Here is a 20,329-nt window from a genome sequence, read left to right as displayed (position 1 = left end):
TGCGCTTACCCGGCCTACGGTGCGAGTCGTTGTAGGCCGGGTAAGGCGTAGCCGCCACCCGGCAGTGTTTTTAATACCGCACGCAAACCGACTTGGTTTCACACCAGCCGTCCAGCCAGTCCGGACCAAAGTCACGCCCGGTGCCGGACTGCTTCATGCCGCCGAACGGCAGGTTGGCGTCGATCAGCGTATGGCTGTTCACCCAGACGGTGCCCGCCTGCAGCCTGTCGGTGTACTCCAGCGCCTTGCTGATATTCTGCGTCCAGACGCTGGCCGTCAGGCCATATTCGCTGTCGTTTGCCAGCTGGAGCGCCTCTTCCCCGTCGGCGACGCGCACCACGTTGACCACCGGGCCAAACACCTCTTCACGCGTCAGGCGCAGTGAGGCATCCGGGTTCACCACCAGCGTAGGTGAAACGTAATAGCCTTTGCCTTCCGGCCCCCGGTTACCGACGATCAGCTCCGCGCTGCGCGACTTCGCTTCATCAAGGAAGGTCTGCACCTTGTCGCAGTGCGCACGCGACACCAGCGGGTTGATAAACGCTTCCGGCGACATGCCCGGCCCGACGCTCAGGGATTTCACCGCCTGCTCAAACCCGCTGACCAGCGTGTCAAACAGCGGTGCTTCAATGTAGATGCGCGAGCTCGCCGCGCACACCTGCCCCTGGTTCAGGAAGCTGCCGGTCATCAGGCCTTCGATCACCCACGCCGGGTCCGCGTCTTTCAGTACGATAGCCGGGTTTTTCCCACCCAGCTCCAGGGTCACCCCGGTTAGCGTATCCGCCGCCGCGCGGGCGATTTGCTTACCCGTCGCCGTTGAGCCGGTAAAGCTCACCTTTGCAATATGCGGATGCGTGGTCAGCGCTGCGCCACACACCGCGCCGCTCCCGGTTACCACGTTGAACACCCCATCCGGAATGCCCGCTTCGCTTGCCAGTTCCGCCACGCGCAGCATGGTCAGCGGCGTGGTTTCTGACGGCTTGATGACAATAGAGCAGCCCGCGGCCAGCGCAGGCATCACTTTCCACATCCCGATCATCAGCGGGAAGTTCCAGGGCACAATCCCGGCCACCACGCCCACCGGCTCCTTACGCGTCCACGCCTGATAGCGGGCGCCTTGCGGCAACGGGATGGAAAGGTCGAGGGTCTTACCCGAAATTTTGGTGGTCAGCCCGGCGGTATAGCGCATCCAGTTCAGGGTGCAGCTGACTTCAAACATGCGGGAAATGTTAATGGATTTGCCCTGCTCCAGCGTTTCAAGCTGGGCCAGCTCTTCGCTGTGCTGTTCGACCAGATCGGCGAAATGAAGCAGGATCCGCTCGCGCTCCGCCGGCAGTTTTCCGGCCCAGCTGCGGGCGACAAACGCGCGCCAGCCGGACATGACGGCACGGTCAACGTCATCGACGCTGGCATCGGCAGTCGAGGCAATGACCTCGCCCGTGGCCGGGTTGAAGACGTTCAGCCGTTTTTCACTGTCCGACGCGGCCTGACGCCCTTCAATCCACAGGCCATGCTGTCGGTCTAAAAATTGTTGTACGGCAGGCTGAATGGCCACCTGTGATTCAGACATAGGATACTCCTTCGTTATTCTTCGCAGGGTGTCCATCCAGTCTAAGTGGGGTTTTGCATTCTCGCTTTTGTCTCTGTGACATTCGCTTTGCCACCTGTGACAGGCTCCGCAAATCGCGATAATTGCCGCTTATATCGCTGTTACCGGTGAGTGTTCTTTCCTATAGTCAGCCTCATAGCTCTGACAAAATGCAACACAAATGCAACAATGCGAAAACGTTGACAGTGCAGTGAGAGAAACGATGGCGTGTGCAAGCGAGCAGGAACAGTATCAGCAGTGGCTGGCGCAAATTAACCAGGTTTGCGGGCGTTTTAACGCGCAGCCCACCGAGGGGAAGTTCTTCGGCGAGCTGGAAACCAGCTATGCGCGTAGCCTGAAGCTCAGCACCGTGACCGCAGGCGGCGTTAACCTGTTCCGCTCCCGTCAGGAGATCGCTCAGAGTAACGATGCCTGGTTCTATACCGTGTTCCAGCTTGAAGGCAGCGCGGAAATTGAACAGGATGAGCGTCGCGCGGTACTCAGAACCGGTGATATCACGCTGATTGACGCATCGCGTCCCTGTTCGATCAACTGGCGGGAAAAATCCCGCCAGATTTCGCTGCTGGTTCCCCGTCAGATTATTGAGCAGCAGTGTCGTTTCCAGGAGATAAGCTGCGCGACCGCCCTTTCCCGCACCTTGCCCACGGTACAGCTGAGCCATCGCCTGCTGATGGAGAGCATGAGCAATGCCGACCTGAGTAATCGGGAGAGTGAAGCGGCGCTCGAAGCGATGATCTGCCTGCTGCGCCCCGCTTTCCAGCAGCGTGAAATCATTCAGCCGCGCAAGGAACGCCAGTTCCAGCATGTGGTGGCGCTGATTGACGACCATATTCAGTCTGAATCACTGCGCCCCGAATGGATTGCCGCCGAGAGCGGTATGTCCGTGCGCAGCCTGTACCGCATGTTTGCCGAAAAGGGGCTGGTGGTGGCGCAGTACATCAAAAACCGTCGTCTGGATCTGTGCGCGCAGGTACTGCGCGCTGCCGGTGATGATGAAAAACTGGCGGGCATTGGCTACAGCTGGGGGTTCACCGACCATAGCCATTTTTCGACGGCGTTTAAGCAGCGTTTTGGCGTCTCGCCGGGTGAATACCGCAGGCGCTACCGCTAACTACTTTTTGAGCCATTTTCCGTTAATGCCCTTCACGTATTCGCCCGGCTGCGCGCGGGCAACCAGTTTTTGACCTGCCATTTTGGCCACTTCATCGACCGGCAAATTATTGCTGTCAGCCAGCTTCTGGTAGTTTTCCGTGCGGGCCGCATTGATACGATTGACCAGCGCCAGTGTTTCCGCGTCCTGTTGAATTGGGGCAAGATAACCGCTGAGGGTTTCCCCCACGCGCCCCTGCGCCCGGGCATCGTTTAAGGTCAGCGCAGCCGCCTGCACGTTCATCCCCAGCGCCAGTAAAATCAGAGCTAATCGTTTCATGGCATCCTCAGAACAGATCGCTGCGCGATTTCAGCAGGGTTTCAACGTCTTTATCGACCTTAATATGGATCTCATGTTCGATTTTGACATTCATATTGATGGTAATCGGCTCCTTTGGCGCAGCGACTTCAATACGCGGCGTACAGCCGGTCAGTAGCGCGGCAACGGCAACGGCGAGCACACCAGCCATCTTTTTCATTGTTGTTCCTCACTTTCCTTGCCAGTCGAACTGCGGGGAGCAGGTATCGCCGCATGTTGCTCAAACCAGGTTTGCAGGTTGTCCCCAAAACGCAGGCTGCGCCAGAGGGTAAAGACATTCTCGTCATGGGTATAGTTCAGGTTGACGGAGCTGCTTTTGCCATCCACCCGGCTGGTCCCCTTGATGGTCGCCTGCATGGTTAATTCACCCAGGTTATCTAAATTGATTCTCGTCCACGAACGCGAAATTTCCATATAGCGGAGCCAGTTAATCGCCGCGCCCGCCACCATATTATCTTTCACGATGGCGTCGGCCGTATCTTTGTCGATACGTAGCGTCATTGGCCCCGGGTTGGTCAGCCAGCCATCTTTAATGATCCATTTTTCATTGTCCAGCCAGAACGGCAGCGCCCCGCTGACCGGACCAGACATGGCAAACTGTTTCGGATTAACGGCGCTAATCAGCTCGCTGGAGGAGATATTGTCCACGCGCAGCAGAGCCGGATCGTGCTGTGGCATCCGCAGCTGCTGCATGGTGATCTTCCCGCCGAGGGCCTCCACCTTCACGTTGGTGAGCAGCAGCGGATTGTCCTCCGTCCAGGGATAATCCCCCTGTAGATCGGCGGTAATGTTGCGCGCGGTCACCAGGTTTTCCACTTCGCCAATGCGCAACGTGACCGGGCCGCGCGTGCCGAGAGACCAGGTTCCCTCGCTGAAGCGGAACGGCAGCACAAAATCGACGCCGTTAATCTGGTTATCAGGCATCCAGGCGCTGCCTGATTTCAGCACGCCGTGCCCGCCCGCCTCAAAGCCCTGATCGGCCGCCGCCGAGAAGGCGACCTGAGCATAAAGTTCCCCGTCGCGCAGCGTCATTTTCCAGTCCGGCGGGATCAGCGGCTGGAAGACGGTGAGGGACTGTTTCGGCCACCAGGCCTGCCCGCGAAGACGCACGCCGTCCCAACGACCGTTCACCTGTACCGGGCCGATTTTGTCCGCATGGAGGTCGCCCTTAAACTGAAAAAGGGTTGGGTCGGTGCCGTCGACGCTAAAGGTCAGGACCGAGGGCGGCAATGCGCTGCCGCCGGAGAAACGGGTTTGCCCGGCGTTGAGCGACAGCGCGCCGCTGAAGGCCGGTTTATCAGGGTCACGCAGCCAGCGCACCGGTTTTTCCAGCACCAGGCGCGGCTTGCTGACCTCCATCGTGCCGTACTGGAGCTTGTCAAAACCGGTGGAGAGCGCCGTCAGCTCTATAAGGTTGTCGCGCCACTCGCCTTTCCCGGCGACATCCCAGCGGGCATGCATCGGCGTAAAACCGCCTTTACCCCAGTAGCGCCACTGCCACAGACCGTTATCAGGCAAAAAGTCGTTGGCCTGGCCGTCCAGGTGGAGTTCAAAATCGCCCATCTCGTTTTCATGGGCGCGCAGGATCGCCTGTAAACGGCCGTCCACGCCCTTCTGCGTCAGCTTCACGCCTGCCAGCGGCCAGCGAATTTCATCAATATCAAGTGAGTCAATGATGCGCCCGCGCGAGCGGAGCAGCGCGCCCGGCTCAAAGGCCAGCTGCGGTTCATACAGGCTGCCGGTCAGCGTGGCGGGCAATTTGGCGTAAAGGATGAGATCGTTTTGCTTCGCCTCGCCGCTGAGATGCAGGGGCATGTCGCTGCTTTCCATGCCGAGCCTGCCGGGCCCAATGTTCAGTACCGCGTTGCCTTTCCCCGCGTCACCGTGGGTAAGCACATTCAGTCGTCCGGTCAGGGTGGTTTTATCCAACCCCTGCTGCCAGTTGTCCGCGCGAAGGGACACACGCCCGCTCAGCGGCATACCCGAAAGATCCCAGTTCCAGCGCCCGTCGCTGATGTTCAGCTGCTCCGCCGTGATCTGCCATGGCAGGTCGAGCAACGGATCGGGGTTGTCCCGCGCCATCACCACCAGTTGTCCCTGGTTGTCTTCCCAGTCCAGATCGGCATCGACCAGAGACGTTAACTGTGGCACGTTAAAGGTCGCGACCGCGTGACCTTTCACCGGCACGCCATCCGGTACCAGCGGCAAGGTAAACTCGCCCACCAGCTTAATCGGCTGCGGCTGGTCCGGGAGCTGTACATCGAACTGGCTGACCGAGAGCGTCTGACCGCGAAGCGTGCCTTTAATGCTGACCTGCTCGCCTTTATAGGCGATCTCCTGAATGGACGGCGTCAGCGATGCATGAAGTTCGCCCTGCCACTGCTGCCAGGGCGATAGCGTCAGACGGTGAACCGTGAGCCAGGTATTGGGTAACACCGCCTGCCACTGTGCCAGCGTTTTGGGGGCGATCGTTGAGGGCGCAGACTCGGGAATTTTGCTCAGACAAATGGAGTTAAGATCCAGCGCGCCGATATCCAGCTTCCAGCGGCTCGGATGTGACAGCGTCACGTTATCGATGCGGGCAATTTCGCAGTCTTCAACCAGATAGCGAAGATCGGGGATCACCAGCGCGTGGCGAGTCAGTTTCGGACTCTCTTCGAATGCGATGCGCGTCCCGACGGGCAGCCAGATCCCGGCGAGCGTCGGTACCCACTGGGCGAGCGTCATCAGCAGCGTCAGCGGCAGCAATATGAACAGCAGTAAAAGCGCAAGAGCGGCTTTGTATTTACCCTTCATGGGCAGTTAATATCCTGATTTAGCGAAAGAATTAAGCCGGCAGTGCCGATCATTGTCGCATGTTTAGCCAGTCAGTTGAAGGGAATGCCATTTTTAAGGATAGATGCTCTAGAATAATTGATAGAACTTATTGAATTCAATAATATTTTAGAAATTGTAAGATAATTTTAATCATGCTAACGTGAATGCAAAATCACTGGAGAAAGTCTTATGAAACTCGCGGTATATAGCACAAAGCAGTACGACAAAAAGTATCTGCAACATGTTAACGAGGCTTACGGGTTTGAGCTTGAATTTTTCGACTTTCTGCTGTCCGAAAAAACCGCCAAAACGGCGCACGGCTGTGAAGGCGTCTGCATTTTTGTTAACGACGACGGCAGTCGTCCGGTGCTGGAAGAGTTGAAAAAACAGGGGGTGAAGTACATCGCCCTGCGCTGTGCGGGATTTAATAACGTGGACCTCGACGCGGCGAAAGAGCTGGGTCTGAAGGTGGTGCGCGTGCCGGCGTACTCCCCAGAAGCGGTGGCGGAACATGCGATTGGCATGATGATGTCGCTCAACCGTCGTATTCATCGCGCTTATCAGCGTACCCGTGACGCCAACTTCTCGCTGGAAGGGCTGACCGGCTTCACCATGTACGGCAAAACCGCGGGCGTGATCGGCACCGGTAAAATTGGCGTGGCTGCCCTGCGCATTCTGAAAGGCTTCGGCATGCGTCTGCTGGCGTTCGATCCGTACCCAAGCGCCGCTGCGCTGGATCTGGGCGTGGAATACGTCGACCTGCCAACCCTGTTCTCGCAGTCTGACGTGATCTCCCTGCACTGCCCGCTGACGCCGGAGAACTACCACCTGCTTAACCAGGCGGCGTTTGACCAGATGAAAGATGGCGTAATGATCATCAACACCAGCCGCGGTGGGCTGGTTGACTCTCAGGCCGCTATCGAAGCGCTGAAAACCCAGAAAATTGGCGCGCTGGGGATGGACGTGTATGAGAACGAACGCGATCTGTTCTTTGAAGACAAGTCTAATGATGTGATTCAGGACGACGTGTTCCGCCGCCTGTCTGCCTGCCATAACGTGCTGTTTACCGGACACCAGGCGTTTCTGACTGCCGAAGCGCTAATCAGCATTTCAGAAACCACGCTGGGTAACCTGCAACAGCTGGAAAAAGGCGAAGCGTGCCCTAACGAACTGGCATAAGCGTGACGCCGGGTGGCGGCTATGCCCCACCCGGCGTACTGTCTGTTTCCCAGGTCCGGTGCGCAAAGCACCACCAGAGCAGGACGGCCACCAGCGCAATCGCGCTCAGAACACTGAATGCCGTCGCAAAAGAGTAATGACCCGCAATCGTGCCGGTTAACGCCGGACTCATGGATGCCCCAACCCCCTGCATCAGCATCACCACACTCTGCCCTGCATTGACGTGCCCGCTCCCGCGCAACAGCATCACGATAAACGACGGTACCACCACTCCCAGGATCCCGGCGGCCAGCCCGTCGAGGATTTGTACCGGGATCATCATTAACGGTGCGTCCGTTATTGCTGCCAGCGCCGCGCGCACCGGCATCACCAGCAGTGCCAGCATAATTAAGCGCCAGTAACCGTAGCGGTCTAGTCGGTGGGCGACCCAGATGGCGACGGGGATCATCACCGCCTGAGAGATGATGACGGTGCCCGCCGCGTACAAACCGGGGTTGATCGAGGCAGGTGCCGCGGCAACCCTCATGCTCAGCATTGGCAGCAGCGCGGCATTCGCCAGGTGAAACAGCAGCAGCGTCAGTCCGGTCACGAACAGCGCCCGGTTTTTAATTAACACCGCAAAGCCGGGAACCGGCAGGCTCGCGGAAGAGGACAGTCCTCGCGCCGCATCGTTATCAATATCCCTGTTGCGAATGGCAAGCAGCGCGCACAGCGTTAACAGCGTGGTACAGGTCATCAGCAGGAAAATCCCGCCGACGCCCCAGTACCATGCAATGCCGCCCGCAATCAGCGCGGTGACAAAATTACCGCCATGATTGAACGCCTCATTTTTGCCCATTTGCGCGCTGAACCCGCTCTGGCCGGTCAACCCCAGCGTAATCCCGGCGATCAATGGCCCGACAAATGCCGCGCAGATACCGGTGACGATTTGCGAAACAGCGACAACGCCGCTCTGCTGGCTAAACCAGAGCAGGAGCGTGCTAAGAGTGATCAGCAGGCACACCATCGCCAGCACGGTCCGCTTGCTGCGTGAGGTATCGGTGATGAATCCCGCCGGCAGCGTAGCGAGTAATCCCGCCAGCCCACCTGCTGTCATCAGAATGCCGATATCATCGGGGGTCCAGTGGCGTTCGGTCAGAAAAATACCGAGAAAAGGACCGAGGCCATCGCGGACATCCGCAATGAAAAAACTTGTCAGGCATAATGCCCGCAGCGAACGAAGAGACATACTGCCTGCCTTTGTCTGTTATCGCCTGTAAAAAAGGAAATGTAGTATACCGGATATTTTTGAAAATCAGATGACGTCTTAAAAAATATGACTTACGAACTTAAACAATTCATAAAGGAGGCTGTTTTTTCGCTTTACTCATTATCTTGCCTGTCTATACTGGCCATAAATTTTCACAGGAGTCCTTCGTTGGAAAGTTATTTTATAGTCGATACGAAGGTAAGCTAGCGCAAATTTCTCGCTGCTTGCCTTAAACGGTGGGCAGCAATCCTCTTTAAGCGATTGTATCCCGAAACAGTAAAACCGCTCAATTTGTGGGGCATCGCGATGTTCATGTTTACACATTCACTCTTTCCGCCACCGTCGTCCTGATACGCTTAGCATTTAAACGGCGTGATGATGTGCTTAGCAAAGCACTGACGCTTATTATTTAATAACGTTAACAGGCGACAGGCTGATGTTCCCTTATATCTCTCATCTGCTCGCAGCGATGCTGCTGGGCGCAATTATTGGCGCGGAAAGACAGTGGCGCCAGCGTATGGCCGGGCTTCGTACCAATGCACTGGTTGCCACGGGTGCGGCGGTGTTCATTTTAAGTTCGGTATCCACCTCTCCTGATAGCCCGGGGCGTATCGCAGCGCAGATCGTCTCCGGAATAGGTTTTCTTGGCGCTGGCGTCATTATGCGTGAAGGAATGAATATTCGCGGTCTGAACACCGCCGCAACGCTGTGGTGCTCGGCCGGAATTGGCGTACTGTGCGGATTAGGCCAGTTCTGGAATGCCGCCATGGCCAGCGTAATTATTCTCTGTGCCAACATATTGCTACGCGAAGCCGCGCAGCGAATTAATCAACTGCCCGTGCTCCATGAAGGCGAAAAATGCTATGTCCTGAAAATCACCTGCAATGATGAGCATGAAGATGCGGTGCGGCAGAGCATCGTAAACATGGCGAAAGAGTTGACGTTAAGTCTGAAAGCGATTTATTCCGCAACGGCGCAAACAGAAGGTAAAACTGAAATTCGGGCGGAGGTGATGACCCGGGAGGAATACCGAAAATTACTCGATCTGATTATGGGTAATATGGGCGGGAATAAAATTATCGCGTCCGTCAGCTGTCACGCAATATAAGGATATTACCGGGCATTTCGCCCGGTATAGACGCTGGCGTATTGCACGGTCACTGACAATAACGCAGCTCAGGAAGCGAGAATGTTCATTGCCATGACGGAATGTCAGGCAGGTTCGACTAATATCACATAACTGAAATTTATCCCCGTTGTGACAGCGTGCTCTCTGTTTTCCTGAAATTAACGGTCTAACCTGAGTTGTGTGAAAAACACTCAGGAGGGACACATGTATAACTCAATTTTAGTTCCAATTGACATATCGGAGGATAGCCTGACACACATGGTTATCCCCTTCGTTCAGGCGCACTCAGCACTTAACACAGCCAAAGTCCACTTTCTTACTGTTATTCCATCGCTTCCTTATTATTCATCATTAGGTTTGGCCTACTCGGTAGAAATGCCGAAGCTGAAAGAGTTCCAGCACGCGGCCTTAGCAAAACTGGATGAAATTGTTAAACAATTCAAAATCCCTTCAGACAAGATTCAGACTCACGCCGTGACGGGATCCCCTAAGGATCAAATCCTTAAGCTTGCTGACACGATCGGCGCCGACCTGATTATCATCGCCTCCCACAAGCCTGACATATCAACATATCTGTTGGGTTCAAACGCTGCGGCAGTGGTGCGGCATGCGAAATGCCCTGTGCTGGTCGTAAGATAGAACGCTGCGTTTACGCTCATAGTTATGGTCAGATAGCAGAAAAAAACCGGGCGCAAAGCCCGGTTCTTTTTTCTGACGAGACTGACGCTATTCGCTCAACCCGCGATTCTCCAGCATCGGTTCAATCTTCGGATCGTGCCCGCGCCAGTTGCGATACAGTTCAGCTAAATCCGTGCTGTTACCACGGGACAAAATCGCCTCGCGGAATTTTTGCCCGTTTTCACGAGTCAGTCCGCCCTGTTCGACAAACCACTGGTAGCCATCGTCCGCGAGCATTTGCGTCCACAGGTAGGCGTAATACCCTGCCGCGTAGCCGCCGCCAAAAATATGGGCAAAATAGCTGCTGCGATAGCGTGGCGGTACGGCGGGCAGATCCAGCCCCTCTTTTTTCAACGCTGCCGCTTCAAACGCGTCTACGCTTGAAACGGCCTCACCGATGCCGTGCCAGTTCATGTCCAGCAGCGCGGCGGCCAGCAGTTCCGTCATGTCATAACCCTTGTTGAAATGGGTCGCGTTGAGCATGCTTTCACGCAGCGCGTCCGGCATCGGTTCACCGGTTTCATAATGGCGGGCGTAGTGGGTAAATACCTGTGGATGGCTGGCCCAGTGCTCATTAATTTGTGAAGGGAATTCAACGAAATCACGCGGCGTATTGGTCCCGGAAAGCGTGGCGAAACGCTGGCTGGCAAACAGGCCGTGCAGCGTATGGCCAAACTCGTGGAACAGGGTAATCACGTCATCCCAGGAGAGAAGCGCGACGCCGCCGTTAGCGGGTTTTTGGTAGTTACAGACGTTATAGATCACCGGACGGGCAGCAAGCTCGAAGGATTGCTCGACGAAATTCCCCATCCAGGCCCCGCCCTGTTTGGAATCACGGGCAAAGAAGTCGCCGTAAAACAGCGCCATGCCCTCACCGGTGTGGTCGAAAATTTCCCAGACCCGGACGTCCGGGTGATACACCGGGATATCGAAGCGCTCCACAAAGCGAATGCCAAACAGCTGGCTGGCAGCCCAGAATACGCCATCGTGCAATACGGTATTGAGCGCAAAATAGGGTTTGATTTGCGATTCATCGAGGGCATATTTTGCCTGACGCACGCGTTCGGCATAAAAAGCCCAGTCCCAGGTCTGCGCGGTGAAACCACCCTGCTCATCATCAATGACTTTCTGAATATCGGCCTGCTCTCGCTCTGCACGGGCGCGGGCAGCAGGCACAATGCCGCGCATAAAGGCCAGCGCGGCGTCCGCGGTTTTCGCCATCTGGTCGGCGATACTCCAGCTGGCGTAATCCTCAAAACCCAGCAGGCGGGCCTGCCGCGCACGTAGCGCCGTAAGGCGGAGGATCAGCTCGCGAGTGTCGTTTTGATCCCCTTTCTGGGTGCGCGTCCAGCCCGCGTTGAACAGGTTTTCGCGGGTCTGACGATTGCGCAGCGCAGAAAGCGCGGGCTGTTGGGTCGTGTTCAGAAGCGAGATCAGCCAGCGATCGTTTAGCCCTCGCTCCGCGGCAGCCTGCGCCGCGTCGGCGATCTCGCTGGCGCTGAGCCCGTCAAGCTGGTGCGCGTAATCCACCACCAGCCCGCCCGTCTTATCGGCAGCCAGCAGACGCTGGTTAAACTGGCTGGTCAGGGTGGCCGCCTCGGTATTCAGCGCCTTCAGCTCGGCTTTTTCTGCTTCATTGAGACGCGCGCCGGCCAGAATAAATCGCTGCCAGGTCTCCTCGACCAGCCGACGGGATTCGGCGTCCAGCGCGGCACGGTCCTGCCAGACGCTCTCCACGCGGGCGAAAAGCACGTCATTCAGCCAGATATCGTTCGCCAGCGCGGCAAGCTCGGTGGAGAACTGCTCCTCAAGCTCCTGCAGGTACGCATTGGTGTGCGCGGAGGTCATGGCGAAGAACACGCTGCTGACGCGCGAGAGCATGGCGCCGCTTTTCTCCAGCGCCAGCACGGTGTTAGTGAAGTCAGGCGCTGCGGCCTGAGACACAATGGCGTCAATGTCCGCCCGCTTCTGGCGAAGCGCTTCATCGAAGGCCGGGCGATAGTGGCCGTCGTTGATCTCATCAAAACGGGGGGCCTGATAGGGCAACAGGCTGATGTCAAAAAAGGGATTCGTGGCCGTCATCTTTCGCTCCTGAGTACGGGTATCCTCCCAGAGTAGGCCAGGCCGCCATCCCCTGCAACGCCGTCATACAAATGTTGCCTTAACGCACCCTCTGCGGCCGTGCTATGTTAGTACAACACAAAAAGCGTTGAGGAACAGTGAGATGATTATTTTAGTTACCGGGGCAACGGCAGGTTTTGGTGAAAGCATCACGCGTCGCTTCGTCGCCAACGGGCACAAGGTTATTGCCACGGGCCGTCGTCAGGAGCGCCTGCAGGAGCTGAAAGACGAATTAGGCGACAGCATCCTGACCGCGCAGCTGGACGTGCGTAACCGCGCGGCCATTGAAGAGATGATTGCCAACCTGCCCGCCGAGTGGCGCGCCATCGACGTGCTGGTCAACAATGCCGGTCTGGCGCTGGGCATGGAGCCCGCGCACAAAGCCAGCGTTGAAGACTGGGAAAACATGATCGACACCAACAACAAAGGGCTGGTCTATATGACCCGCGCGGTGCTGCCGGGCATGGTCGAGCGCAACCGCGGCCACATTATCAATATTGGTTCCACCGCCGGGAGCTGGCCTTACGCGGGCGGCAACGTCTATGGCGCGACGAAGGCGTTTGTGCGCCAGTTCAGCCTTAACCTGCGTACCGATCTGCACGGCACCGCCATTCGCGTCACCGATATCGAGCCGGGCCTGGTAGGCGGCACCGAGTTTTCCAACGTGCGTTTCAAAGGCGATGACGCGAAAGCGGGCAAAACCTACGAAAATGCTAACGCGCTGACGCCGGAAGATGTGACCGAAACGGTCTGGTGGGTGGCGACGCTGCCAAAACACGTCAACATCAATACCGTCGAAATGATGCCAGTCAGCCAGAGTTTTGCCGGACTTAGCGTCCATCGTGGCTAAATCTGCCCTTCCCGGCCTGCGGGCCGGGTCTGTTTCGGTCCCTAAAAGAATGGTAGTATGTACAGGCTAACTCTCTGAGAAATGACAACTCATGGCCGCTGAATCGCAACTCAATCCCACCCAGCCCGTTAACCAGCAAATCTATCGCATTTTGCGACGTGATATTGTCCACTGCCTGATCCCACCGGGAACGCCGCTTTCTGAAAAAGAGGTCTCCGTGCGTTTTGACGTTTCCCGTCAGCCGGTGCGCGAAGCGTTTATTAAGCTTGCCGAGAACGGTCTGATACAGATCCGCCCGCAGCGTGGCAGTTATGTGAACAAAATTTCACTCTCTCAGGTACGCAACGGCTGTTTCGTTCGCCAGGCCATTGAATGCGCGGTCGCGCGCCGTGCCGCAACGCTTATCAACGACAACCAGTGTTACCTGCTGGAGCAGAACCTGCACCAGCAGCGGATTGCGATTGACCGTAAGCAGCTGAATGACTTCTTCCAGCTTGATGATGAATTCCACCAGAAACTGGCGCAGATTGCCGATTGTCAGCTGGCCTGGGACACCATCGAAAACATCAAGGCCACCATTGACCGCGTGCGCTACATGAGCCTCGATCACGTCTCCCCGCCGGAAATGCTGCTTCGACAGCATCATGATATTTTCAGCGCGCTTGAGAAACGCGATGCGGACGGCGTGGAAAAAGCGATGACGCTGCATCTGCAGGAGATCAGCGAATCCGTGCAGCTGATTCGTCAGGAAAATAGCGAGTGGTTTAGCGAAGAGTAATATTTGCCGCCCCCTTTCGGGTGCGGCGACCTGATTAGCGAACGACTAACACCGGGATCGTGGCATAGCGCAGAATAGATTCCGCATTTGAACCCAGCAGATGGGTGGAGATGCTCGGATTTTTCGACCCGATAACAATCGCATCATATTCCCCCTCCTTGCTCAGCTTGATAATTTCATCGCGGACGTTACCAAAACGCACCATGCTGTGAATATTCTCCGGGGCAATATCGAACAGTCTTTTTAACTCATTCATTTTCTTGCCGGATTCTGCGGTCATATACTCTTCAAACTTTTTAATATCGGCGTTGAACCCGCGCAGCAGAGACCGACTGCTGGCTGGCAGAATGTTGACCAGGGTAATCGACGCGCCCTCTGCCTTCGCCAGGTTTGCCGCGTGGCGAACCGCTTTGTCGCTCAAATCCATTTCAAACACGTCTACAGGCATCAAAATGCTCTTATACATAAGCCTGACTCCTTATTCCGATGAAGGGTTATTTCCTGCCCCCAGAATGACATCAGGAATTTAAACCAACCCTCAACGCTTCCCTGTCGAAACTATCAGTTAATGAAAATAACGGTCTGCTTTGTAAATAACTGTCCTGAACCGTCAGCACCCAACGCAATAAAGAAAAAAGTGTGAGTTTGATCAAAAACAAAAACATGAAACGCGGACAGGCGTATTTATATGCCCCGTGAACGGCAAACCTGAAATAGCGCCGTAACGAACAGGTTAGAGAGGAGAAAATACCATGATGACATACGACCGTAACCGCAATGCAATCACCACCGGTAGCCGCGTCATGATTAGCGGCACGGGCAAAACTGGCGTGATTAAGGCGATCCACAGCGACGGGCTGGATGCCGCGCAGGTGCGCCGCAGCAAAACGGTTGAAGTGGAAGGATGCGAAGGTAAGTTCGAGCCGATTGAGCTGATTCGCCTGGGGATGCACTAAACTGTGCGCAGATATGCCGCCGCGCGCGGCGGCATGTGCTGAATTACCGTTGGTACGCGTACCGGGCCACGGTCGCTTTCGCGCCCTGTTGCAGCAACGACCGGTACGCGGTCATCACCGCAGCAACAAAGCGCGACTCCTGCGGTAACTCTTTACCAAAGATGGCCTCAATGCCGAGCAGCGCGTTAACCCGACTTTCCCCTTCCGCACTTCCCTTCACCGCCGACTGAATCACCGCCAGCTGCGGATCGCTCACGTCGATGGCGTTACCCTGCTCATCCACACCGCCGACATAACGCATCCACCCTGCCACGCCCAGCGCCAGCAGTGGGAAAGGTTTCTGGTGCACCAGGTGCCAGCGCACGGAGTCCAGCATCCGCTGCGGGAGCTTCTGGCTACCGTCCATTGCGATTTGCCATGTCCGATGGCGCAGGGCCGGGTTGCTGTAGCGGGCAATCAGGAGATCGGCATAGTGGCCTAAATCAACGCCCTTCACTTTCAGCGTGGGGGCCTGCTCGTTAAGCATCAGCGCGTGTGCGGCGAGGCGGTAGTTCTCATCTTCCATACAGTCGTTGATATGCTGGTATCCGGCCAGGTAGCCCAGGTACGCCAGGAACGAGTGGCTGCCGTTGAGCATGCGCAGCTTCATCTCTTCAAACGGGATCACGTCTGACACCAGCTCGGCACCGGCTTTTTCCCACTCGGGACGTCCTGCCACAAAGTTGTCTTCGATTACCCACTGGCGGAACGGTTCACAGGCTACTGCCGCCGGGTCTCGCACGCCGGTCAATTGCTCAATTTTATCCAGCGTATCGGGCGTAACCGCCGGCACGATGCGATCCACCATGGTTGACGGGAAGGTAACATTAGCCTCGATCCAGTCCGCCAGCTCACCGTCTACCGCCCGGGCGTACGCGCAGGTCACATTGCGCATCACGTGGCCGTTCTCCGGCATGTTGTCGCAGGACATCACGCTAAACGCAGGCAGACCCGCCGCTTTGCGACGCGCCAGCGCTTCCACCACCACGCCCGGCGCAGATTTCGGCTGGTGCGGGTTTTGCAGGTCGGCGACGATAAACGGGTGATCGAGCATCAGTTGCCCCGTCGCCGGTGAGTGGCAGTATCCCTTCTCGGTGATGGTCAGCGAGACAATCGCCACCTGCGGTTCACACATCGCTGCCAGCACGGTCTCCAGCCCGTCAACCTGCGCATGGAGGGCCTTTTTGACCACGCCAACCACGCGGGACGTCCATGCATCGGCAGACATCTCCGCCACGGTATAAAGATTATCCTGCGCGTTCAGATCGGCAATCTGCTGCTCGCCGCCAATCAGGTTAACCTCACAGTAGCCCCAGTCGCTGCCGTGCTCGGCCGCGAGAATGTCGGCATACACCGCCTGATGCGCGCGGTGAAATGCGCCAAAGCCTAAATGTACAATGCGTGCTTTTAGGCTGTCGCGATCGTACTGAGGCAGCGTCGCGTTGGCCTGTAATAAAGTGTTTTCCATGATTAAGACTCGTTAATTAGAAAGCTGTGGATCGCAGCCGCTCCTTCTGAAGCGGCTGCGCCTGCTGACTACACCAACTAGAATGGCAGTTGGAGTAAAAAAATAACTGCCATCAACCATACTGATACTGCCGTTTGAGATTTTGATTTATATTAACTTTTGCTCATGTGGTGTGACATAAAGATAAAGTTATGTGACAGGTCACGTAAGTTATAAACCATTAGCGTCGCGAGGAGACCGCGCCGTAACCCACACTCTCCTCTGGCGCGGACTCCGCTGCGTCGTGCGCCGCGCTCAAATCACGGTCGCGCACTTCCGGCATCAGGATCGCCGAGACCAGCCCAATCACGGAATAGGCCACCAGCATGGCGACGATCGGCCACCAGGAGCCGGTCATGTTGCAGAAGATCCCCGCCAGCACCGGACCAAAGCCCACCGCCACCAGACCGCCCGCCTCTTTCGAGATAGCCATGCGGGTAAAGCGATTTCGCGAGCCAAACATCTCAGCCATGGTGATATTTTCCAGCGCAAACAGCCCCAGTACGGCGAAGTTATGGATAACGATGATAGAGAGCATAATTGTCCCCGGCGCATAGCTCTTATCGACGATGATAGAGAGCATCGGATACGCGAGAAGAATGGCGGAGACATTGAGGATAATGTACGGCAGACGGCGCCCTACTTTATCGGAAAGCCAGCCCAGCAGCGGAATGGAGATAAACCCGAGAATGGAGCTTACCATCAGCGCATCGGTCGGGATGGCTTTATCGAACAGCAGCGTCTGGACCAGATACCCGGCGAGGAACGTCTGGATCAGACCCGAGTTGCCCGCCTGACCGAAACGCAGGCCGGTCGCCAGCCAGAAGGATTTACTTTTCACCATTGAACCCAGCGAGGTGTCCGGCTGTACGGTTTGGGCATCGTTCACTTTCTCAAAGACCGGGCTCTCTTTCAGGTTCATTCGCAGCCAGATGGCGAAAATCATCACCACGACGCTGGCGAGGAACGGCACGCGCCAGCCCCAGGCAATCAGCTCTTCACGGTCGAGGGCAAAGAACATCACTGCCCAGATCGCCGTTGCGCTCAGCGTTCCGCAGTTAGTGCCCATCGCCACCAGCGAGGAGATAATGCCGCGTTTCCCTTTCGGCGCGTACTCCGCCAGCATGGTCCCGGCCCCGGAAATCTCAGCCCCGGCCCCCAGGCCCTGGATGATACGCAGCGTTACCAGCAGAACGGGAGCAAAAATCCCGATCTGCGCGTAGGTCGGCAGGACGCCAATCAGCGTGGTGCAGATCCCCATCATGGTGATGGTGATAAACAGCACCTTCTTACGACCAATGCTGTCGCCCATTCTGCCAAAGATAAAGGCGCCGACAATGCGTGCGATATAGCCTGCGCCGTAGGTCCCCATCGCGAGGATCAGCGCCATCGCGGCTGACTGTTCCGGGAAGAAGATCTCGTGAAAGACCAGGGCAGCCCCCAGCGAGTAAAGCTGAAAGTCCATAAACTCCAGGGCGGTGCCCAGCCAGCCGGAAACGGCGGCTTTCACCAGATCGGAGGTAGTTCTTTGAGGTTGTGCTTGCGTCATAATGGCTATCTCTGAAGGGTAAGATGCGTACCACATAGAGCCTGTCTGCGCAGGCTCTTAACCGCGTAAAGGATTATTGCCCGAACGTGAGCAAGACTTTGCAGCACTGCCGCTGGTCTTTCTCAAACAGTTCAATGGCGTCTGTTACATGGTGATAGTCAAAGGCATGAGTGATCAGTTTTTCCGGGTCGATCAGCCCTTTTTTCAGCCAGTCGATGACGACCGGGAATTTGTTGGCATTGAGGCGCGAGGAGAAGATCGCCAGCTCTTTGCCGGTGATGCCCTGCTGGACAATATGGCTCGGCTCGCTGGAGAAGCCCATCAGCACGATACGCGCCGCCGGAGAGGCCAGGGTAATCGCCTCCTGCAATATCGACGGATGACAGGCGGCATCAATGATTAACGTCGGTTTGATCCCCCTTTCGTCCAGCGCGGCCTGTAGCGACTGCTCGCCGTTATTCAACACCCAGTCCGCGCCGCTGCGCTGGGCCATTTTCAGGCGTTCGTCGATGCGATCAACCACGATAACCTGCTTCACCTTATAGACGCCCTTCAGCGCCTGCACGGTGACCAGCCCCATCGGCCCTGCGCCGTAAATCAGCGCGACGTCCTGCTCGGTGGGAGTGGCCTGCCCCGTTACGTTGGCGGCGATGGTAAAAGGTTCCACCATAACGGCGTGTTTATCAGGAATGTCATCCGGGATAGGCCAGGCATTTTTAGCGGGTACCGCCGCGTATTCGCTGAAGCCCCCGTCGCGGTGTACGCCCAGCACCACCAGCGAGGTGCAGACGTTCGGTTTTCCGACGGAACACGGATAGCAATGTCCGCAGCTGATCACCGGATCGACCGAGACGCGCTGGCCCAGACGGGCACTGTCGACCCCCTCGCCTACGGCGTCAATCACGCCAAAGAACTCATGGCCGATGACGCGTGGATATTTCGCAAACGGGTTATGGCCGCGATAGATGTGGCTATCCGAACCGCAGATCCCCGCCAGCGTGATTTTGACGCGAACTTCACCTGCACCTGGCGCCGGGAGTGGCCGCTCTTCAATCACCAGTTCGTTCGGCTGTTGAATCACTACGCTTTTCATCGTTCGCTCCTCGTTTACCAGTTCCACAGCGTGCCGTCCTCAAGACGGGCCACCGGCAGATAGGCCGGATCGTAGGGGTATTTCGCCGCCAGCTTTTCATCAAACTCGATGCCCAGCCCCGGCCTGTCGCCCGGATGCATATAGCCGTTATCAAAGCGCCAGCTGTGCGGGAAGACTTCCAGCATCTGTTCGGAATAGCCCATATATTCCTGGACGCCAAAGTTTGGCACCCACAGGTCGAAATGCAGCGCGGCGGCGTGGCATACCGGCGAGAGATCCGACGGGCCGTGCGAGCCGGTGCGCACCTGGTAGAGCGAGGCAAAGTCCGCGATGCGACGCATCCCGGTGATCCCGCCCGCGTGGGTAATGGTGGTGCGAATATAGTCGATGAGCTGCTCTTCGATGAGCTGCTTGCAGTCCCAGATGCTGTTAAACACTTCCCCCACCGCAATAGGCGTGACGGTGTGCTGGCGAATGAGGCGGAAGCAGGCCTGGTTTTCCGCAGGCGTTGGGTCTTCCATCCAGAACATGCGGAATTCTTCAATGCTCTTGCCGAAGCGCGCCGCTTCGATTGGCGTCAGGCGGTGGTGCATGTCATGCAGAAGATGTTCATTGAAGCCGAATTTACTGCGCACCGCGTCGAACAGCTTCGGTGTGAAATCGAGGTATTTTTCGGTGGACCAGAGCTGCTCTTCCGGCCAGTCGCCTTTGGTCGCAGGCTCGTAGGCAAGCCCCTTCCCTTTGGCCATGCCGTAGGTGGTTTTCATACCCGGCACCCCGCACTGCACGCGGATCGCCTTAAAGCCCATCTCTTTATGGCGGGCGTAGTCTTCCAGCACGTCGTCAATCGTGTGGCCGGTCGTGTGGCAATAGACCATCACCCCTTCGCGGGATGCGCCGCCCAGCAGCTGGTAGAGCGGCATGTTGGCCGCTTTGGCTTTGATGTCCCACAGCGCCATGTCCACGGCGGAGATGGCCGACATAGTGACCGGGCCGCGACGCCAGTAGGCGCCCTTATAGAAAAACTGCCAGATGTCTTCGATACGGTGCGCATCGCGGCCAATCAGCTGCGGGCAGAGATGGTCTTTCAGGTAGGAAGCCACGGAGAGTTCACGCCCGTTCAGCGTAGCGTCACCGAGGCCGACAATCCCCTCATCGGTGGTGATTTTAAGGGTGACAAAGTTCCGCCCCGGGCAGGTAACAAACACGTCAGCCGCGACAATCTTCATATTTCCTTTCCTTACATCATTCGTTGTGATGCTGGAAACTTACCCACTAACCAGACTACCATACAAGTATAATGATCA

18 protein-coding genes are annotated in these 20,329 nt (G+C 56.8%); 7 read left to right on the top strand and 11 right to left on the bottom strand.

Annotated features, from left to right (window positions below; all coding sequences use genetic code 11):
- Positions 1 to 70 precede the first annotated feature (70 nt).
- Positions 71 to 1,570 carry an aldehyde dehydrogenase family protein gene (locus V1566_RS13785; RefSeq protein ID WP_395303644.1) on the bottom strand — a complete coding sequence of 500 codons (1,500 nt, stop codon included), beginning with the start codon at positions 1,568 to 1,570 and terminating at the stop codon, positions 71 to 73.
- A 241-nt stretch (positions 1,571 to 1,811) separates the two neighbouring features.
- Between V1566_RS13785 and feaR the strand changes: the two genes are divergently transcribed.
- Positions 1,812 to 2,720 carry a transcriptional regulator FeaR gene (gene feaR / locus V1566_RS13780; protein ID WP_395303643.1) on the top strand — a complete coding sequence of 303 codons (909 nt, stop codon included), beginning with the start codon at positions 1,812 to 1,814 and terminating at the stop codon, positions 2,718 to 2,720.
- Here the strand turns inward: feaR and V1566_RS13775 are convergent, their stop codons facing one another.
- Genes V1566_RS13775 through V1566_RS13765 form a run of 3 tightly spaced genes read right to left on the bottom strand, consistent with a single transcriptional unit; the run spans position 2,721 to position 5,873 of the window.
- Positions 2,721 to 3,038 (bottom strand): YdbL family protein, encoded by a 318-nt coding sequence (locus tag V1566_RS13775; protein ID WP_028017556.1) that lies wholly within the window; start codon positions 3,036 to 3,038, stop codon positions 2,721 to 2,723. It lies immediately after the preceding gene.
- A gap of 7 nt (positions 3,039 to 3,045) precedes the next feature.
- Complete coding sequence (locus V1566_RS13770; protein WP_395303642.1) at positions 3,046 to 3,237, bottom strand: YnbE family lipoprotein; 192 nt, start codon at positions 3,235 to 3,237, stop codon at positions 3,046 to 3,048.
- Entirely contained in the window at positions 3,234 to 5,873 is a 2,640-nt protein-coding gene (locus V1566_RS13765; RefSeq protein ID WP_395303641.1) for a YdbH family protein, read from the bottom strand. The genes V1566_RS13770 and V1566_RS13765 overlap by 4 nt, the downstream gene beginning before the upstream one ends.
- Positions 5,874 to 6,083: 210 nt before the next feature.
- On the opposite strand from V1566_RS13765, the gene V1566_RS13760 reads away from it, so the two are divergent.
- Entirely contained in the window at positions 6,084 to 7,073 is a 990-nt protein-coding gene (locus V1566_RS13760) for a 2-hydroxyacid dehydrogenase (protein WP_008502392.1), read from the top strand.
- A 19-nt stretch (positions 7,074 to 7,092) separates the two neighbouring features.
- On the opposite strand, the gene V1566_RS13755 is transcribed toward V1566_RS13760, so the two are convergent.
- Positions 7,093 to 8,301 (bottom strand): MFS transporter, encoded by a 1,209-nt coding sequence (locus V1566_RS13755; RefSeq protein WP_395303640.1) that lies wholly within the window; start codon positions 8,299 to 8,301, stop codon positions 7,093 to 7,095.
- Between the two features lie 457 nt (positions 8,302 to 8,758).
- Here V1566_RS13755 and V1566_RS13750 point away from each other — a divergent pair, with 457 nt between their 5' ends.
- Positions 8,759 to 9,430, top strand: coding sequence for an MgtC family protein (locus tag V1566_RS13750; protein WP_395303639.1), 672 nt, complete (start codon positions 8,759 to 8,761; stop codon positions 9,428 to 9,430).
- 225 nt (positions 9,431 to 9,655) lie between these two features.
- Entirely contained in the window at positions 9,656 to 10,090 is a 435-nt protein-coding gene (uspF, locus tag V1566_RS13745) for a universal stress protein UspF (protein ID WP_395303638.1), read from the top strand.
- An 87-nt stretch (positions 10,091 to 10,177) separates the two neighbouring features.
- Here the strand turns inward: uspF and dcp are convergent, their stop codons facing one another.
- On the bottom strand, positions 10,178 to 12,211 hold the full coding sequence (gene dcp / locus V1566_RS13740) for a peptidyl-dipeptidase Dcp (RefSeq protein ID WP_395303637.1): 2,034 nt from the start codon (positions 12,209 to 12,211) through the stop codon (positions 10,178 to 10,180).
- A 142-nt stretch (positions 12,212 to 12,353) separates the two neighbouring features.
- On the opposite strand from dcp, the gene ydfG reads away from it, so the two are divergent.
- Together ydfG and V1566_RS13730 are read left to right on the top strand one after the other, a co-directional pair.
- Entirely contained in the window at positions 12,354 to 13,100 is a 747-nt protein-coding gene (gene ydfG, locus V1566_RS13735; RefSeq protein WP_023311558.1) for a bifunctional NADP-dependent 3-hydroxy acid dehydrogenase/3-hydroxypropionate dehydrogenase YdfG, read from the top strand.
- A 91-nt stretch (positions 13,101 to 13,191) separates the two neighbouring features.
- Positions 13,192 to 13,878 (top strand): GntR family transcriptional regulator, encoded by a 687-nt coding sequence (locus tag V1566_RS13730; RefSeq protein WP_063145668.1) that lies wholly within the window; start codon positions 13,192 to 13,194, stop codon positions 13,876 to 13,878.
- A 34-nt stretch (positions 13,879 to 13,912) separates the two neighbouring features.
- Here the strand turns inward: V1566_RS13730 and V1566_RS13725 are convergent, their stop codons facing one another.
- Positions 13,913 to 14,344 carry a universal stress protein gene (locus V1566_RS13725; protein WP_023335546.1) on the bottom strand — a complete coding sequence of 144 codons (432 nt, stop codon included), beginning with the start codon at positions 14,342 to 14,344 and terminating at the stop codon, positions 13,913 to 13,915.
- Positions 14,345 to 14,630: 286 nt separating this feature from the next.
- On the opposite strand from V1566_RS13725, the gene ydfZ reads away from it, so the two are divergent.
- On the top strand, positions 14,631 to 14,834 hold the full coding sequence (gene ydfZ, locus V1566_RS13720) for a putative selenium delivery protein YdfZ (RefSeq protein WP_014883679.1): 204 nt from the start codon (positions 14,631 to 14,633) through the stop codon (positions 14,832 to 14,834).
- 43 nt (positions 14,835 to 14,877) lie between these two features.
- Here the strand turns inward: ydfZ and V1566_RS13715 are convergent, their stop codons facing one another.
- From V1566_RS13715 to manD, 4 genes are all read right to left on the bottom strand, one after another.
- Positions 14,878 to 16,341, bottom strand: a complete 1,464-nt coding sequence (locus tag V1566_RS13715; RefSeq protein ID WP_395303636.1) for a mannitol dehydrogenase family protein — start codon at positions 16,339 to 16,341, stop codon at positions 14,878 to 14,880.
- A gap of 220 nt (positions 16,342 to 16,561) precedes the next feature.
- The gene (locus tag V1566_RS13710; protein WP_240608375.1) at positions 16,562 to 17,929 is read right to left on the bottom strand and encodes an MFS transporter; all 1,368 of its coding nucleotides are present in this window, start codon (positions 17,927 to 17,929) and stop codon (positions 16,562 to 16,564) included.
- 73 nt (positions 17,930 to 18,002) lie between these two features.
- Positions 18,003 to 19,022, bottom strand: coding sequence for a Zn-dependent oxidoreductase (locus V1566_RS13705; RefSeq protein WP_240608376.1), 1,020 nt, complete (start codon positions 19,020 to 19,022; stop codon positions 18,003 to 18,005).
- A 14-nt stretch (positions 19,023 to 19,036) separates the two neighbouring features.
- On the bottom strand, positions 19,037 to 20,251 hold the full coding sequence (gene manD, locus V1566_RS13700) for a D-mannonate dehydratase ManD (protein ID WP_032657497.1): 1,215 nt from the start codon (positions 20,249 to 20,251) through the stop codon (positions 19,037 to 19,039).
- Positions 20,252 to 20,329: the final 78 nt, after the last annotated feature.

Source organism: Enterobacter sp. ECC-019, from assembly GCF_043974075.1.
In the GTDB taxonomy this organism is placed as follows: domain Bacteria; phylum Pseudomonadota; class Gammaproteobacteria; order Enterobacterales; family Enterobacteriaceae; genus Enterobacter; species Enterobacter asburiae_D.
This window is presented reverse-complemented; position numbering and strand designations above follow the sequence as displayed.